Genomic DNA, 15,136 nt, shown 5'->3' with positions numbered 1-15,136 from the left:
AAATGAAAATTGGAAGTACTACATACAAAACAGTTTTAAAACAAGTAGGTAGTTTGCTTATTTTATTGGGCATAATACAGCTTGTTCCATTGATTGTTTCTTTAATTTATGGCGAATGGTATTCGGCGGAAGGCTTTTTGCTATCAGGATTTATTATTGCTGGTACAGGTTTTGGGCTTTATAAACTATTTTTTCAGGCAGAAGACCCCCAGTATAATCATTCTTTGGTTATTGCAGCATTGGGCTGGTTAGGAATAACGCTAATGGGTGGAGTCCCTTTTCTTATTATTTCATACATTACCCCGGTTGAGGTAATGAACCAGTTCATCCCCAAAGATGTAACGTACACTTTTTCGAGCCTGATGTATTTTAGGAACCCCTTACATTGCTTTTTTGAAAGTATGAGTGCATATACTACCACAGGGCTTTCAATGGCTGTTCATGAGCCTTCAGTAGGCCAAGGCGTGCTTTTTTATCGCTCATTCGCGCAATGGGTTGGCGGCGCCGGATTTATCGTTATGGTATTGGCCGTGTTTAAACAAACATCTGGCAGAAGCGCTATGCTGTTGTACGGTTCAGAGGCAAGCGGGCAGAAGCTTAGGCCAAAGATAATAGATACTGCACGGGCAATATGGAAGGTTTATTTATTGGTAACGCTCTTTTCTGTTGTCTATTTAATTATAGGCACCCATTTTATTTTACCTGATTATCCATTATCCAAAAATATCTTTGATTCCATCAATCATGCAATGGCCGGCCAGTCAACCGGTGGGTTTAGTACGTTGGACGATAGCATCGCAACATACAATTCGCCATACATGGATATGTTATACCTGTTGCCTATGATTCTTGGTTCGTTTTCAATTCCTTTCTTTTATAAAATTATCTATCAGCGAAAATTCAGGGAGTTTTGGAAAGATATTCAAACCCGAGCTTTGATTATAGCATTCATAGTTGGTGGTATCATCCAGTCATTTTTGCTGTTCAGGGCCAATATTGTTCCAAATCCCGTACGTGAAGGCGTCTTTCAGTTTGTCAGTGCAATGTCAACCACTGGTTGGCAAACATCCAATATTGGTGGGTGGGACTGGCTTTCGATTGTCTTCATCGTTGGGACTGCCCAATTTATTGGCGGTGCTTCCGGAGCTACGGTGGGAGGCATTAAAATGATACGGGCGTTACTAATTGGGAAGGGGCTCAGGTGGCAAATCAATAAAGGATTTTTATCTGAGCATGCTGTGAAAAGCATAAGGTTTAACGGAAAATTGTTACGCTCTGAAGAAATGAACGAAGAATTTACAAAGGCAGCTGCAATGGCTATCATGTTTTTTCTGTTGGTCCTGGGGTCTTCATTACTAACCGTCTTTTTAACCAAAGGTGAATATAGTTATGCAAATGCTTTATTTGAAGCATCCTCTGCCCAGGGAACGGTTGGATTGTCAGCAGGAATTACCGACCCTTCCATGTCTCCTGTGTTAGAACTTGTCTATATTTTCCAGATGTGGGCCGGAAGATTGGAGATTATACCTGTTTTAGGCTTGTTCAGGGCAATTTTATGGGGCACAACCCCCAGAAAATTTTAAAATTAATACATCAATCGAAAGGTATTGATTTACTGTTAATTTTGTATTTTAACAGGATAAGCTAAACAGGCGACAGCAATATGCAACAACTATGAAGAAGAGTTATTCACATAAGAGTATGATTATCCACCAACCGGCAGATAGGAGTTTCTTCGAATACTTTTTAAAAGTAACAGTATAAAGAGATGAAAACAGGAAGCAAAAAACTACTAAAACTGATATCATTTCCGGCTCTTTCCTCAAGGATAAACCACTATATCCTTTCCATTATAATCGTTGGAATTACTGCATTGCTTTGTACTCCACTTTCCAATACGCAAAGTTATCACGTGGTCTCATTCATCTTGCTGTTTATAGTTTCGTTTATGGCTACCTTTATGGGAATTGGGCCGGTTTTGCTTGCATCAACCCTAAGTGCATTAGCATGGAACTATTTTTTTATTCCTCCACATTATACTTTCCATATCGAAAAGGCCGAAGATATTCTAATGTTCGGTATGTTTTTTATTATCGCGCTGGTAAATGGAGTGTTGACAACCAGGGTTCGCAGACAGGAGCAACTGGCCAGGGAGAGGGAAGAACGCACCAATGCCTTATTTCAGTTAACCAAAGAACTTTCAAAAGCTATTGGTATCAATGAAGTACTGGAAGTTGCCATTGAAGATATTAGGGTATATTTTTCCATTGATTCCTTTTTTATTTTGCAGGACGGAGAAAATGTTCTTCACTCAACAGGTCGTCTACAAAAAGAGAAGCGACTCACTCAGGGAGAATATGAAATTGCGGATTTGGCATTTAAAAACTCCCGGAAAGCTGGCAAATTTACTGGCATTTCTACGGAAAAAGATTATACATTTTACCCTCTGCCCGGGACAAGAGTGAATCCGGGTGTTGTTGCGGTTAAATTAGATGAGGCTTTCTCAGGAGATAAAAAAGTGTTATGGGATACTTTTCTGACGCAAATCGCCAACGCACTGGAAAGGGAATTTCTCGGAGAACTGGCACAAAAGGCTCGTTTTTTAGACGAATCAGATAGGTTATATAAAACCTTGTTCAACTCCATTTCCCACGAGCTAAGGATACCTGTAGCTACTATACTCGGCTCAACCGATACCCTGCTGTCAACCCAACATCCCGAAAACATCCGGTTGGCTCTGTATGAAGAAATATTTACTGCATCCTTACGATTGAACCGTCTGATTGAAAACCTGTTGAATATGTCGAGATTGGAAAGTGGGAGAATTTCAGTGCGGCTGGATTGGTACGATATGAATGACCTTGTCAACAAAGTTTCGGAAGACTTAAAAGACGAATTAAAACATTTTAACTTTTTAGTTTTCATCCCTGACGACATGCCCCTGGTTAAAATTGATTTTGGTTTAATAGAGCAGGTATTGTACAACCTGTTGTTCAATGCATGTGAATATGCCCCGGCTTCCACAAGTATCCGGTTGAATGTTTATTATGAGAAAAGTGAACTGGTTATGCAAATCATGGACAGGGGGCCTGGTTTTCCGGAGGAAGCATTAAAAAATGTATTTAAAAAGTTCTTCAGGGTCGACGGAAGCAAAACGGGCGGGTTGGGATTGGGCTTGTCTATCGTAAAAGGTTTTATCGAGGCACATAAAGGTTCGGTAACCGTTGGAAATAGAAAGGACGGGGGGGCAAAATTCACTATTAAAATACGAACAGGAGACCCCAAAATAAATAATTTGCAACTTGAGAATCATGAATGAAAATGAAACCATATTGATTATCGATGATGAAACACAAATCCGCCGCCTGCTTGAAATAACACTATCGGCAAATGGCTATAAAGTAATTCATTCTGCAAGTGGCAGGGAGGGATTAGTAGATGCGGCAACACAGCATCCTTCATTAATTATCCTTGACCTGGGCTTACCAGATATTGATGGGCAGGAGATTTTAAAAACACTAAGGGAGTGGTTTTTAAAACCTGTGATTGTGTTGTCGGTACGCAGTTCGGAAGAAGATATTATTATGGCATTGGACAACGGGGCAAATGATTATCTGACAAAACCTTTCAGGAGCGGAGAACTACTGGCCAGGATACGGGCAGCAATACGATTAAGTGAAAATAAAACAAATGCTGAAATTCTAGAGTTTGGTTCGTTAAGTATCGGCATGGTTAACCATGTTGTCAGAAAAAATAATGAAATATTAAAACTTACTTCCACCGAATTTTCACTGTTAAGTCTGCTGGCCAAAAACCAGGGACGCGTACTTACCCACCAGTACATCCTTAAAGAAGTATGGGGATATGGATACGTTGAACAGACACAGTACCTGCGTGTATTCGTTGCCCAGTTAAGGAAAAAAATTGAGGACACCCCTTCAAAACCAGCATTGCTAATCACTGAATCAGGTATTGGATATCGGTTTGGAGAATAAAATAATTTTAAAAAATTATTCACTCCAAAAACTTCGGGTGAAAATCATTATTACCGTATATATTTCCAATCTGCCAACCAACATTAAAAAAGTCAGAATTACTTTGCTAATTTCCGGTAGATGAGCAAAATTACTGGCTGGGCCAACCGTTCCTATTCCCGGGCCTATTCCAGCCATACACGTAGCAACTGAACTCGATGCAGTTTTCGCATCCACTCCTGTCAGTGCCATTAAAACTGTACCAATACAAAAAACGATAAAGTATATGGAGATAAATGTAATTATTGAACCATTGGTGTCCTCATTAATTGATTTCCCATTCAATCGAACTGGAATTACAGCATGTTTAGATAATAATTGTCGGGAATGGCGTTTTATATTTCTAAAAAGGACAACGTGCCTGGCAATTTTAATACCTCCTGCAGTAGACCCTGTACTCCCACCCAGAAGCATAGAGCAGAAAATAATGACCCAGGCAAAAACGGGCCACTGTAAATAATCGGCTGTTGCATAACCAGTACAGGTAACAATAGAAATAAGTTGGAAAAAACCTTCCCTGAACGATTCTTCTAAAGGTTTGTCCATGTAGTAAAAAATAGAGAAAGTCAGAATTAAGCCAATGATTCCGATAATACCAAAGTAAAACTTAACCTCATCATTTTGTTTTACATTCTCAAATTTTCTTTTTAAAAGGTAATAATGGATAACAAAATTTGTTCCGGCTAAAAGCATAAACACCATAATTACATACTGGATGTATGGAGAATAGCCTGCTATGCTTGTGTTTTTTGGGGAAAATCCACCAGTGGCTATTGTCCCGAAGGCATGGCAAACGCTTTCGTATAAATTCATTTTTCCTATAAGTAAAAGTACTACTTCAGAAAAAGTTAATAGCAAATAAATTACAAGCAGACGATATCCGACCGACTTTATCTTTGGTTTTATTTTCTCCTGTAAAGAAGATTCGAGTGTAAATAAATTATACCCTCCGATTTGAAGGGCTGGCATTACAATTATAAATAATACAATTATGCCAATGCCTCCAATCCAATGTGTTAAGCTACGCCAGAACAAAATGGATTTTGGCAGGCTTTCTATATCAGTAAGAATGGATGACCCGGTAGTTGTAAAACCGGAAACAGATTCAAACAGCGCATTGTTAAAAGATGGGATAGAATTTGAAAAAAGATAAGGAAAACTACCAATTAAGCCAATCACAGTCCACGAAATAGTCACCGCAAGATAAGCCTCTCTTTTTCCCAATTCGGTATCCTCTTTTTGATTTTTTGAAAGTAAGGAAAATGAAATAGCCGCAATAAGAGCTATAAGTGATGTCCATATAAACGGCATGAACGATTCAGCGTAAATAACTGCAACGCCACTACAACTAATAAGTGCAAATGAAATGATATAAAGATTTTTGCTGAGTATTTTTAGTACAATCCTGTGATTGATAATGCCAGTCATAATAAAATTACATTGTTTCCTTTTGTCCTGACTTAGCTTCCATAACTATTTTTTCAAAAATTTCTTCCAACTTTTCCAATTCATGGTTAGCTTCTATTTCAATGTCCTTATTAAAATTAGTTTTGTAAAAAGTTATCATTCTATTTGACAGCTTATTAATAGGATTAATTATAAAAAGAGGAATCAAAACTACAAAAATTGCCAGAATAGTTAATCCAATAATCCCAATCTTTTGATGGATATTTGAAATTCTCAAAGCTGAATCTTCAATTAATACATTTTTTCTTTCAAGTTCTGAAATATTTAAATTGTATATACTAACAACAATTGACCATCTCCCAAAAAATGGAAGGAATAGTTCTATAGAGTGAGTATTTTCGGGGGATTCAGAAGTTTTTAAAGATGAAGAAAGCTGGTTAAAATGTTATTTTTGTAATTGACAAAAAACAATAACAACACAAACAACCAGCTTTATGACAAAAGTATTCATCTTACGGTTAAAGAAAACCACCAAACTGTTGTACAAAGGGAAGGAAACGAGCGTGAATGCGATTTCTAAAAAACTCCCCCTGTTCGTGAAACTATCGGCGATGAAAGTAAGAAAGAGCAAAAGGATCAGACAGTATTTTCAATGTGGGGCGGTCAAGGTGCAGTACAAAGCCGGTAAAGAACTCGTTGATCTGTGGCTGGTGGTCACCAAAAGGGAAGGCGGGGGTTATTGCTGACTGCTTACAAAAACGCCACAGGATGCGATCACCAAAGTGATAGAAGAAACGTTCAAAGGCTATGGCCTGCGCTGGAAAATTGAAGAGTACCATCGACACGTAAAAGATTGCTATCATTTGGAAGATATTCAAATCAAAACATTTGAGGGCCTGCAAAGTATGCTGGCCATTTTGACCATAACCATGTCGATGGTGTACCGTGAGCTTGCATCTCTGCATATCAAACTGTTACTTGAAAGCGGAGTAAAAACCCTGAACAAGGAGAAAATCTATGAACTGTATAATTTTATCTATTACAAGATCAGCAAAATATTAAAAATATTGCTGGCACATGTCAAACCCAGAGCCTTTCTTCCTGGCCTTGGCGACCCCTCAAGTCAGCTGCAATTAAGCCTTCCACTATGAGTGATCTGAAAAAACGGGAGATGGTCAAGTAATAGTAACCGGATTAACTTCCGATATTGTGATTCTTGTTCTGCCATTGGTTAATGTTTTGTGCAGAACAAAGATCATAATTTTTCACATCCCCCTACAAAGTTCATTTGATCCATGATCGGCCATCTGGTGATTTTCTGCTTTTTCTCAATAAAAAGTTGATACTAATTTTCATGGTGCAACAATAAAAAATCAAAAATTAAGTCCAGTGGACTAACTAAAATACCTCATTTTGACTTTTTTGAAAAGCGGCAAAATGAGTCAATACGAGTCAAATAAAATATATTGAATCAATTCGTTGCGTGATTTGCCGCGACCAGAAAAAATATTTGGTGCTTGGTCTCGATTTTGTCGCGTTTTATATGTTTTTCGAGACCATTTTTTGATTGGACCCCTCAAATAAAAAGCGCTTAAATTCAATGATTTAAGCGCTTTTGATTTAATTTGAATCTCTAATTGTGCCCAGAACAAGACTCGAACTTGCACGACCATAATCGGTCACCAGCCCCTCAAGCTGGCGTGTCTACCAATTTCACCATCTGGGCATTAAAAATGGAACCTGAACAGATTGTAACTTAATCAACCTGGCGTTTCTGTTTTTAAGCGTTGCAAATATAAAAAAAATGTTATTCTCACCTTTATTTTTAATTGGATTTATTCACTTTAAAACGACATCAAATTTCAATAGCGCTTCGTTGTAAGTTAAACATTTTCAATCAATTAGACTTTAACGCTTCAAGATATTGCAGATTAAATTTTTCAAACAGCTTGATTTATAGACTCTTTGTCAAATATGTTTATGCTTAAAATTTGCAAGATTTCGCAAATCGATTGTTTCAGCTTTCATTTTCTTTTCACGTTCCCAGAACCTGTATTGTGCGATCGCTTTTACAAACTCACCGTGAGAGGCATCGGTAAAAACACCGGGCTTCATTTCTTCTTTTTTTGACTGAAGTGACCCCATCAATTTCCATCAACAAATCGACTCCCCACCTCCACAACAATGGCTTTGCAATGTTGAAATGCCTCTGTTATAAATTATAAATTCAACTGCTTTCTGCTCTCCTATCAATGTGGAGCAACTTTTTTTTGCCAGCGGGAATAAAAACCGCAGCAAATAAAACAGACGCAGCAGTAAGCAGACTTTTATCAACCTTTACTTTTTAGCCTTCGGTTTTTCCAGTTCTTTTGCTGGTTTGGTTTCCAATACAGCTGAAAGTCGCTGCTTTTTCAGTTCAATAAATTGAGCTCCCAAATCGGTTAGCTCCTTTTCGCTCAAAGCTTTTTCAGCTTCAGGAAACAAGTTTTCTTCCTCTTCTTCCAAATGGTGATCGAGTATTTCATCAAAAACCTTAAATTTAATCATCCAGCGTTGGTTGTCTTTCGGAAAATCAGCAAGGCCAAGCAGTGCCTGATTTAAAATAACATGCTCTTCCTGCGATTCGAGCGATTCGTCTTTTATATCTTTCTTGGAGTGTAATTTACTCAACAACAGATCTTCCTCCAATTCATGATGGATGTCGAGGTGTTTTTTTAAGAAGATAAATTTACTGGCATCTTTTTTTATTTCTTTAACCAGTTTTCGCATTTCATTGTGATGATCAACCAATGCTTCAGTAATTTTTTTTGCTTTCATGTTTTAATTTTTATCGTTTTTCAAAAATTCTTTAAGTTCCCTGAACTCCGTTTTTATTTCATCTTCCAGCTCTTCGAGGTTTTCGCCAGTTTTGTCGGTCCACCTTTCCAATTTGTTTTTTAACGCATCACTTTTAATACGCACCGAATCGTACCGGCTTCTTAAATCATCATTCGATCCAACATTATTCTTAGTTAAATGAGCGTTTATGCTATCCATGTCAGCATTAAACCGATCCAATTCCTGATTTAACTTCATATTGAAATCAGGATCATTTTCATCCAAACTATCGAGACGCATGCGTACTAGTTCCATTTCTCTCTGCGTCATACCATGGATTTCATCATGGCGGGCGTTGTTGATCCCCATAACTTCCATTGAATCAATCCCACTACTTTCATTACGATTGTTCCTTGCCGACTGATTGCACGAAACTATAAATCCGGCAACCAACAGGGACACTAAAGCCAGTTTAAGAATCTTCATTGTATTCATGTTTAAATATTCAATATGTTTCTAATTTATAGCGATTAAAACTTATCCTTGAACCCGTTACTGCATAAGCTATGCCTCCGTTTTTTCAATCACACTAGTAACTCTTATTTTTTGTGTGATTGAAAATCATCATATCATTTGCCAAAACTGGTACCAAACCCAGCAATCAACTAACTATCACAACATTATACGACATTGATTGTAGACTTAGCACCTCATTAGTGTGGAAATTTTACAATAGTACCCACGCTTTATAGAAGCGGCCAAAGGCATTCACTCACCATTTTTCATTAGTTTTTCCTCAATTATTAAGCGTGACCTAAGGAAGTTGAATAAGCCAATACTTAAAAGATAGGAAATGACCGCGAGTAATGTTCATTGGAAAAGCCACAACCAATTTTTCGACGTTAGCGCTAGAATTAGTCACCACTTTTTCGAAAAAAAACAAATTCAAAAGAATCTAATATCCAGGGAGTTAAGTTCTTTTACTTCCCTCTTCTCTTTCTCTGAGCCACCAAAATATAAAAACAATGGCTTTTATACTTTCAACTGGATTTGTGCCCCATATAGAAATCCAGTCAAAAATTTAATATTTCAACGTGTAATTTGCGGCAGAGCTTAATACTTATTCTTTGAAGACGGACAAATTCAACAATTTTGAAATTTGTTATGATAATTAATTGTATTTTCGTAATCAAGAGCATCTATTTTCAAAATAAATAATAAGAAATGAGAAGATTAAAAAGCATTTTACTACTGTTTATAGCACTACCAGTGTTGGCACAGTCTGAGTTTAAATCGACAGATCAAGTGCCACTTGATCCGAATGTAAAAACAGGAGTCCTCGAGAATGGGATGACTTACTACATTCGTCACAACGAAGAACCCAAGGATCGAGCTAGCTTTTATATGATCCAAAATGTGGGAGCTCTTTTGGAAAATGATGACCAAAATGGTCTGGCGCATTTTTTAGAGCACATGGCTTTCAATGGTACTGAAAACTTCGAAGGAAAAGGCATTTTAAATACCTTGCAAAACCATGGCGTTGCTTTTGGGCGTAACATTAACGCCTACACAGCATTTAATCAAACGGTTTATAACTTGAGCGATGTACCAACAAATCATGATGGATTAGTTGATACTTGTTTGCTTATTCTTCATGATTGGTCAAATTATTTATTGCTGACTGATGAAGAAATTGATGCCGAAAGAGGCGTGATAACTGAAGAGTGGCGAACGCGAAGAAACGCGAGTTTTAGACTTCGCGATCAATGGTTTCCTGTTTTATTTAAAGGATCGAAATGGGCTGTACGCGATATAATTGGTGACACAACTGTTATTCGCTATCATGAACCTAAAACATTAAGGGATTTTTATCATGATTGGTACAGAACCGATTTGCAAGCTATTGCGATTGTGGGAGACATCGATACAGAACTGGTTGAGCAAAAAGTGAAAGAGATTTTTTCTCCAATACCAGCAGTAAAGGATGCCGAAGAACGTCCAACGTTCAAGATTCCATCACACGATGAAACTTATTTTGTAGTTGCAACAGATGATGAAGCAACTCAATCTAATATTTCTATTTTTATTCTTGAAGAAAATAAAGATGGAAAGCCAAAAACCTACGAAGACTTAAAGAATCATTACATTCAAAGCCTTTACAATTCGATGACTCGCATGCGTATTCAGGAACTGTTGCAAAAAGGGGAGCCGCCTTTTATAATGGGATCAACGAATATGTCAGGCTTTGTGCGGGGGTACGATGCCTACAGTATTACGGCAACAGCCAACCCAAATAATGAAGCAAAAGCGCTGGAGGCCATTATGACGGAAACCGAGCGTATCAAACGTTATGGGTTTGCTGAGAGTGAATTGGAGCGAGCCAAAACCAATTTTTTAACCGAACTGGAAAGCCACTACAAACAGAAAGATAAAATTAGTAATGATAGTTACGCGCGCGAGTACGCCGAGTATTATTTGACAATGACTCCTGCTCCGGGGATTGATGTTGAGTATGAATTTGCCAACCAGATACTTCCAACGATAACGGCTGAAGAGGTTTCACAAAAAGCCAAAGAGTGGATAAAAGACGATAACAGAACCATTGTTATAACAGGTCCAACCGATGCGGAACACTTAACAGAAGCTGAAGCAAAAAGCATTATTACAAAAGTCGAATCAATGGAGATTGAGCCTTATGTTGATGCTGCTGGCGACGCTTCTCTTATCGACGAAGACTTGACGGGTTCTGAAATTGTCAAGACCAAGAAACTAGATGCTTTTGATGCCGTTGAATGGACGCTGGCAAATAATGTAAAGGTCATTTTCCGCCATGCCGATTATGAAAAAGATGCCGTTTCTCTCATGGCATACAGCGATGGAGGAACTTCGAAAGTTGAAAATGACATGGTGCCTTCAGCAGGAATGGCACAGACTTTTGTTAGTGCTTATGGGGTTGGAGATTTTGATGCAATCACCTTGCAAAAAATGCTAACAGGTAAAAAGGTTGAAGTGTCACCAACTTTTTCTTCATTGACAGAAGGATTTAATGGTTCAAGTACTCCAAAGGATTTTGAGACACTGCTACAACTTGTTTATTTGTATTTCGAAAAACCGCGGTTTGATGAAGAAGCGCATAATGCATTGATGTCTCGTTATGTGGCCTACATCTCGAACATGGCTAAAAATCCGCAGAAAATTATGCAGGATTCTTTGACCTATATCTTGTCAGATTATCATCCACGTGTAAGAACGATGGATCCTAAATATTTAAATGATGTAGATTTTAAAGAAATCGAATCGATTTATAAAGACCGTATTCAGGATGCCGGAGATTTCACCTTCTTTATTGTCGGTAATATTGATCAGGAAGTCGTGAAGGAATTGGCAACGAAATACCTCGGATCATTAACCGATAATGATCGTGAAGAAAACTGGGTTGATCGAGGAGTGAGAGCACCGGAAGGAAAAACCGATAAAGTTATTCCGATTGCTTTTGAAACTCCCAAAGCCAATGTAAATGTGACCTATGTGAATGATGTCGAATACAATCAGGAAAACATTCTGGCGATGAAGGTACTCAAAGGTATTCTTGATTTACGTTATACCGAGTCGGTGCGTGAAGATGAAGGTGGAACTTATGGCGTTCGTGTTGGAAGTGGATTGAGCAAATATCCGATTGAACGGGCTCAGATTAAAATCATGTTTGATTGTGATCCAAGCAGAACAGAAAAGCTCAAATCGTTGATTTATCAGGAAATCAACAAAATTATTGCAGAAGGCCCAACGGATGTCGACTTTAATAAGACCGTTTCAAATTTGTTGAAAGATCGCCAGCAATCTTTAGAGCACAATAGTTTCTGGATGAATTCATTATACAACTACTATTATTCTGGCATTAACTCGGCTGTCCCCGCTAATTACGAGGAGCTACTGAATGAAATGACCAAACAAGATATTCAGAAGTTTGCTGCTTCTTTCTTCGAAGGAGCAGATTTAATTGATGTGGTTTTCAAACCCAAAGAATAGTTTATCAAAGCATTAGATATTGAATGGTGAAGTACCGATGTGCTTCGCCATTTTTTATTCTAAATCCAGCTGTTTGACCAGTTGTTCGGCTTCGTTCATTTGTTCATACTTACCTAAATCCATCCATATTGATTGGTCATCAACAAATGCTTTAATCGAATTCGCTTTTGCCAGACGCAAGTATAAATCGATAATTGAAAACTTGCCCTTCTCTTCGATTAGGTGCAATAATTCGGGCTGAATAATCTGAATACCGCTAAAAGCATAAGGGGTTGACTGTTCAAATTCATCGGGCTTCGAAATCTTTGTTTCACCCGTTTTGTAGTTCTTCCATCCCGTTAGTTGTCGATTGTCGTCGAAAAGCAAATAACGCGAGGTGTCACGCCTGCGAACAACCAAAGTTGCAAGTGCCTTTTTTCGCTGATGGTAAGATCGTAGTTCTTGAAAAGAAAGGTTTGTCAGCACATCAACGTTCAGTAATAAAACAGGCTGTTTTTTATCAAACAACGGAGCAGCATTTAAAACACCTCCACCGGTATCTAAAAGCATCTCGCTTTCATCTGAAATCTGGATGTCTAAACCTGAAAAAGTCCTTTCCTGAAGCAAGGCGACAATTTGCTCAGAAAAATGATGAACGTTGACAATGATTTTTTTTATTCCATGCTTTTGCAAATTCACGATGCATCGTTCAAGTAGAGTTTCTCCATTAATTTTCACCAGTGCTTTGGGCTTGTCGTTCGTAAGTGGCTGAAGCCGTGTTCCTAGCCCGGCTGCAAAAATCATTGCTTGCATAGTTCTATCTTTTGGGTAAAAATAGTGGAATCTTTCATGAAAGAAAATGGGGCGATTAAACGAAATGAGTTTTTAAGAGTCAATAGAACTAAACATTTAAAAATATCCCAATGAAACGAATACAATTATTGGTTGTTTTATTGATTACTGTTGTCGGATTTAGCTATGCACAGCCAGGACAGGGTCAACGTAGGAGTCCTGAAGAAATGGAAAAGAGAATGGTGGAGCAACTTGGGCTTGATGCAGCTCAACAAGACAAGCTGCACGAGATCAACAAAAAGTATCAGGCGAAATCGGAAAAGATGCGTGAGGACATGAAAAATGCTACTGACGAGGACGCTCGCAAGGCTTTATTTCCTAAAATGCGCGAAACGATGAAAAACAGAAATGTCGAAATTCGAAGTATGCTGAATGCGGAGCAAGCTGAAAAGTTTGATGAAATGCAGAAACAACGAGAAGAGCGAATGAAGAAAAGACGTTCGCCCGATCAACGAGGAGGCAATGTTAGACCAGGAAAATAGAATAGTTGAATAGGGGTTTAGTTTTAGTTAGTAGGAAATGAAAAGGGGATCAACCAAATCCCCTTTTTTTTATGCTTTCATTTCCTTTTGAAGTGCAATCATCTTAATTGCTGTAATTGCAGCTTCGTCGCCTTTGTTGCCTAATTTGCCGCCGGCACGATCCAAAGCCTGCTGTTCGTTGTTGGTGGTTAAAACCCCAAAAATAAAGGGCTTATTGTATTTTAGGTTTAAATCAGTTGTTCCAGCAGTTACGCCATTGCAAATAAAATCGAAATGACGAGTATCTCCCTGAATAACACAACCAATCAGTATGATTGCATCCACATCGCTGTACTCAGCAAAAAACTGCCCCCCAAGCGGAAGCTCAAAAGTTCCCGGCACATGCTTAATCTGGATGTCATCGTCTGCAACATCATGCTTCTTTAAAGTGTCAATAGCTCCCTGTGCAAGAGCACCTGTAATTTCATAATTCCATTCAGCGACTACAATTCCAACTTTATAACCTTTTGCCGAAGGAACAGATTTGATGTCGTATGCTGATAAATTTTTTGTTGCCATACCTTTAATTTTTCTACAAAAATAAAAAATCCCCTGCTATGAGGGGATTTTCAGAAATATATTCATTGAAATTATTTATTCTGCTTAATTTCTACGCGAGCGATGTATTTTGCAACGCTTCGTCCTTCATTTGACGTTGGATACTCTTCCTTTATAGTTTGATAAATATCTAACGCATCGTCCAAATTCCCTTCTTCTTCCAATAAGTTAGCTGCTTTCATCATGTAAATAGGCGTGGTGAATTCGTTTTCTGAAGCTTTGTACGCATTTTTATAGGCCGACAGCGCTTTGTCTGATTCACCAAGTTCGAGATAGGCATCGCCTTTTGCTCCTTCGGTAACCGGAACTAACAACAGATCATCCGTATCAAACTCGTTCAAATAGTCCAGCGCTGCTTCATATTCTCCTAATTTCAAATACGAGATTCCTGCGTAATAATTAGAAAGGTTGCCAGCGTCGGTCATTCCGTAATCCTCTATAATATCCAGAAAACCAAGATAATTTCCATCTCCATTAATTGCCAGATTGAAAGAATCTTTTTCAAAATACTGCTCTGCCATGAACATTTGCTCTTGAGCGTCTAATTCACGAGGCTGAATATATAATTTTGTAAAACCAAGGTAAGCGACTACAATTGCGACAATCACTCCAACAACAATTACTAGAATTTTTTGGTTGTCTTCAATGATTTGCTCCGTTTTTGTCAACGTACTTTCAACTTCTGAAAAGCTGTCTTGCTCTCTGGTGTCCTTATTTTTTGCCATCTTTTAAATAGATTATTCCAATTTTGTGACGCAAAAATATGTTTTTTTATAAAATAAAGAGCAGGAAAGGTTTATAAAATTTAATATTAATCAACATGTCGCTGTTATTATCGTTTCCAAAACCAATGAATTCCGCATTCAGGCACGAAATACAGGAGTAATGAATTATTTTTTCAACAGAGAACGAAATGCCTCCTGCTTCATTTTTTATTTTCTT

The 15,136-nt window shown here is 38.0% G+C and carries 15 protein-coding genes and 1 tRNA gene; 7 read left to right on the top strand and 9 right to left on the bottom strand.

All coding sequences use genetic code 11. The annotated features are described in order from the left end of the window. Positions 1-2 precede the first annotated feature (2 nt). The 3 genes from ACTB00_RS11045 to ACTB00_RS11035 all read left to right on the top strand — a co-directional run bounded on the left by ACTB00_RS11045 (position 3) and on the right by ACTB00_RS11035 (position 3,995). Complete coding sequence (locus tag ACTB00_RS11045; protein ID WP_463299979.1) at positions 3-1,583, top strand: TrkH family potassium uptake protein; 1,581 nt, start codon at positions 3-5, stop codon at positions 1,581-1,583. 185 nt (positions 1,584-1,768) lie between these two features. After that, a complete protein-coding gene (locus tag ACTB00_RS11040) occupies positions 1,769-3,319 on the top strand; it encodes a DUF4118 domain-containing protein (protein WP_463299978.1) in 1,551 nt (516 codons plus the stop codon). Further along, entirely contained in the window at positions 3,312-3,995 is a 684-nt protein-coding gene (locus ACTB00_RS11035) for a response regulator (protein ID WP_463299977.1), read from the top strand. Before ACTB00_RS11040 ends, ACTB00_RS11035 begins: the two co-directional genes overlap by 8 nt. 15 nt (positions 3,996-4,010) lie before the next feature. Here ACTB00_RS11035 and ACTB00_RS11030 read toward each other — a convergent pair whose 3' ends face one another. Together ACTB00_RS11030 and ACTB00_RS11025 are read right to left on the bottom strand one after the other, a co-directional pair. Then, positions 4,011-5,462, bottom strand: coding sequence for a TrkH family potassium uptake protein (locus ACTB00_RS11030; RefSeq protein ID WP_463299976.1), 1,452 nt, complete (start codon positions 5,460-5,462; stop codon positions 4,011-4,013). Positions 5,463-5,469: 7 nt separating this feature from the next. Then, positions 5,470-5,718: a hypothetical protein gene (locus ACTB00_RS11025; RefSeq protein WP_463299975.1), complete on the bottom strand. Its 249-nt coding sequence runs from the start codon at positions 5,716-5,718 to the stop codon at positions 5,470-5,472. 217 nt (positions 5,719-5,935) lie between these two features. Between ACTB00_RS11025 and ACTB00_RS11020 the strand changes: the two genes are divergently transcribed. Both ACTB00_RS11020 and ACTB00_RS11015 read left to right on the top strand, forming a co-directional pair. Then, positions 5,936-6,187 carry a hypothetical protein gene (locus ACTB00_RS11020; protein WP_463299974.1) on the top strand — a complete coding sequence of 84 codons (252 nt, stop codon included), beginning with the start codon at positions 5,936-5,938 and terminating at the stop codon, positions 6,185-6,187. Positions 6,188-6,223: 36 nt separating this feature from the next. Further along, positions 6,224-6,592 carry a hypothetical protein gene (locus tag ACTB00_RS11015; RefSeq protein ID WP_463299973.1) on the top strand — a complete coding sequence of 123 codons (369 nt, stop codon included), beginning with the start codon at positions 6,224-6,226 and terminating at the stop codon, positions 6,590-6,592. A gap of 489 nt (positions 6,593-7,081) precedes the next feature. Here the strand turns inward: ACTB00_RS11015 and ACTB00_RS11010 are convergent. The 4 genes from ACTB00_RS11010 to ACTB00_RS10995 all read right to left on the bottom strand — a co-directional run bounded on the left by ACTB00_RS11010 (position 7,082) and on the right by ACTB00_RS10995 (position 8,744). Further along, positions 7,082-7,167 (bottom strand) — tRNA-Leu (locus ACTB00_RS11010). Positions 7,168-7,409: 242 nt separating this feature from the next. Beyond that, entirely contained in the window at positions 7,410-7,556 is a 147-nt protein-coding gene (locus ACTB00_RS11005) for a hypothetical protein (RefSeq protein ID WP_463299972.1), read from the bottom strand. A gap of 222 nt (positions 7,557-7,778) precedes the next feature. After that, positions 7,779-8,258: a hemerythrin domain-containing protein gene (locus ACTB00_RS11000; protein ID WP_463299971.1), complete on the bottom strand. Its 480-nt coding sequence runs from the start codon at positions 8,256-8,258 to the stop codon at positions 7,779-7,781. A 3-nt stretch (positions 8,259-8,261) separates the two neighbouring features. Then, positions 8,262-8,744, bottom strand: coding sequence for a hypothetical protein (locus ACTB00_RS10995; protein WP_463299970.1), 483 nt, complete (start codon positions 8,742-8,744; stop codon positions 8,262-8,264). A 738-nt stretch (positions 8,745-9,482) separates the two neighbouring features. Between ACTB00_RS10995 and ACTB00_RS10990 the strand changes: the two genes are divergently transcribed. After that, a complete protein-coding gene (locus ACTB00_RS10990; RefSeq protein ID WP_463299969.1) occupies positions 9,483-12,284 on the top strand; it encodes a M16 family metallopeptidase in 2,802 nt (933 codons plus the stop codon). Positions 12,285-12,338: 54 nt separating this feature from the next. On the opposite strand, the gene ACTB00_RS10985 is transcribed toward ACTB00_RS10990, so the two are convergent. Then, complete coding sequence (locus ACTB00_RS10985; RefSeq protein WP_463299968.1) at positions 12,339-13,076, bottom strand: nucleotidyltransferase family protein; 738 nt, start codon at positions 13,074-13,076, stop codon at positions 12,339-12,341. Positions 13,077-13,186: 110 nt separating this feature from the next. Here ACTB00_RS10985 and ACTB00_RS10980 point away from each other — a divergent pair, with 110 nt between their 5' ends. Beyond that, the gene (locus tag ACTB00_RS10980; protein ID WP_463299967.1) at positions 13,187-13,597 is read left to right on the top strand and encodes a Spy/CpxP family protein refolding chaperone; all 411 of its coding nucleotides are present in this window, start codon (positions 13,187-13,189) and stop codon (positions 13,595-13,597) included. Positions 13,598-13,666: 69 nt separating this feature from the next. Here the strand turns inward: ACTB00_RS10980 and ribH are convergent, their stop codons facing one another. Then, on the bottom strand, positions 13,667-14,155 hold the full coding sequence (ribH, locus tag ACTB00_RS10975) for a 6,7-dimethyl-8-ribityllumazine synthase (RefSeq protein ID WP_463299966.1): 489 nt from the start codon (positions 14,153-14,155) through the stop codon (positions 13,667-13,669). A 71-nt stretch (positions 14,156-14,226) separates the two neighbouring features. Continuing rightward, on the bottom strand, positions 14,227-14,919 hold the full coding sequence (locus ACTB00_RS10970; protein WP_463299965.1) for a tetratricopeptide repeat protein: 693 nt from the start codon (positions 14,917-14,919) through the stop codon (positions 14,227-14,229). Positions 14,920-15,136: the final 217 nt, after the last annotated feature.

The sequence above is a fragment of the Sunxiuqinia sp. genome, from assembly GCF_055140945.1.
Note: the sequence above shows the minus strand (reverse complement) of the source record. Positions and strands in the feature narration are given on the sequence as shown.

Coding starts and splice junctions, on each gene's coding strand:
- ACTB00_RS11045 (WP_463299979.1), top strand. CDS start 3: ATGAAAATTGGAAGTACTACATACAAAACAGTTTTAAAACAAGTAGGT.
- ACTB00_RS11040 (WP_463299978.1), top strand. CDS start 1,769: ATGAAAACAGGAAGCAAAAAACTACTAAAACTGATATCATTTCCGGCT.
- ACTB00_RS11035 (WP_463299977.1), top strand. CDS start 3,312: ATGAATGAAAATGAAACCATATTGATTATCGATGATGAAACACAAATC.
- ACTB00_RS11030 (WP_463299976.1), bottom strand. CDS start 5,462: ATGACTGGCATTATCAATCACAGGATTGTACTAAAAATACTCAGCAAA.
- ACTB00_RS11020 (WP_463299974.1), top strand. CDS start 5,936: ATGACAAAAGTATTCATCTTACGGTTAAAGAAAACCACCAAACTGTTG.
- ACTB00_RS11005 (WP_463299972.1), bottom strand. CDS start 7,556: ATGAAGCCCGGTGTTTTTACCGATGCCTCTCACGGTGAGTTTGTAAAA.
- ACTB00_RS11000 (WP_463299971.1), bottom strand. CDS start 8,258: ATGAAAGCAAAAAAAATTACTGAAGCATTGGTTGATCATCACAATGAA.
- ACTB00_RS10995 (WP_463299970.1), bottom strand. CDS start 8,744: ATGAAGATTCTTAAACTGGCTTTAGTGTCCCTGTTGGTTGCCGGATTT.
- ACTB00_RS10990 (WP_463299969.1), top strand. CDS start 9,483: ATGAGAAGATTAAAAAGCATTTTACTACTGTTTATAGCACTACCAGTG.
- ACTB00_RS10985 (WP_463299968.1), bottom strand. CDS start 13,076: ATGCAAGCAATGATTTTTGCAGCCGGGCTAGGAACACGGCTTCAGCCA.
- ACTB00_RS10980 (WP_463299967.1), top strand. CDS start 13,187: ATGAAACGAATACAATTATTGGTTGTTTTATTGATTACTGTTGTCGGA.
- ribH (WP_463299966.1), bottom strand. CDS start 14,155: ATGGCAACAAAAAATTTATCAGCATACGACATCAAATCTGTTCCTTCG.
- ACTB00_RS10970 (WP_463299965.1), bottom strand. CDS start 14,919: ATGGCAAAAAATAAGGACACCAGAGAGCAAGACAGCTTTTCAGAAGTT.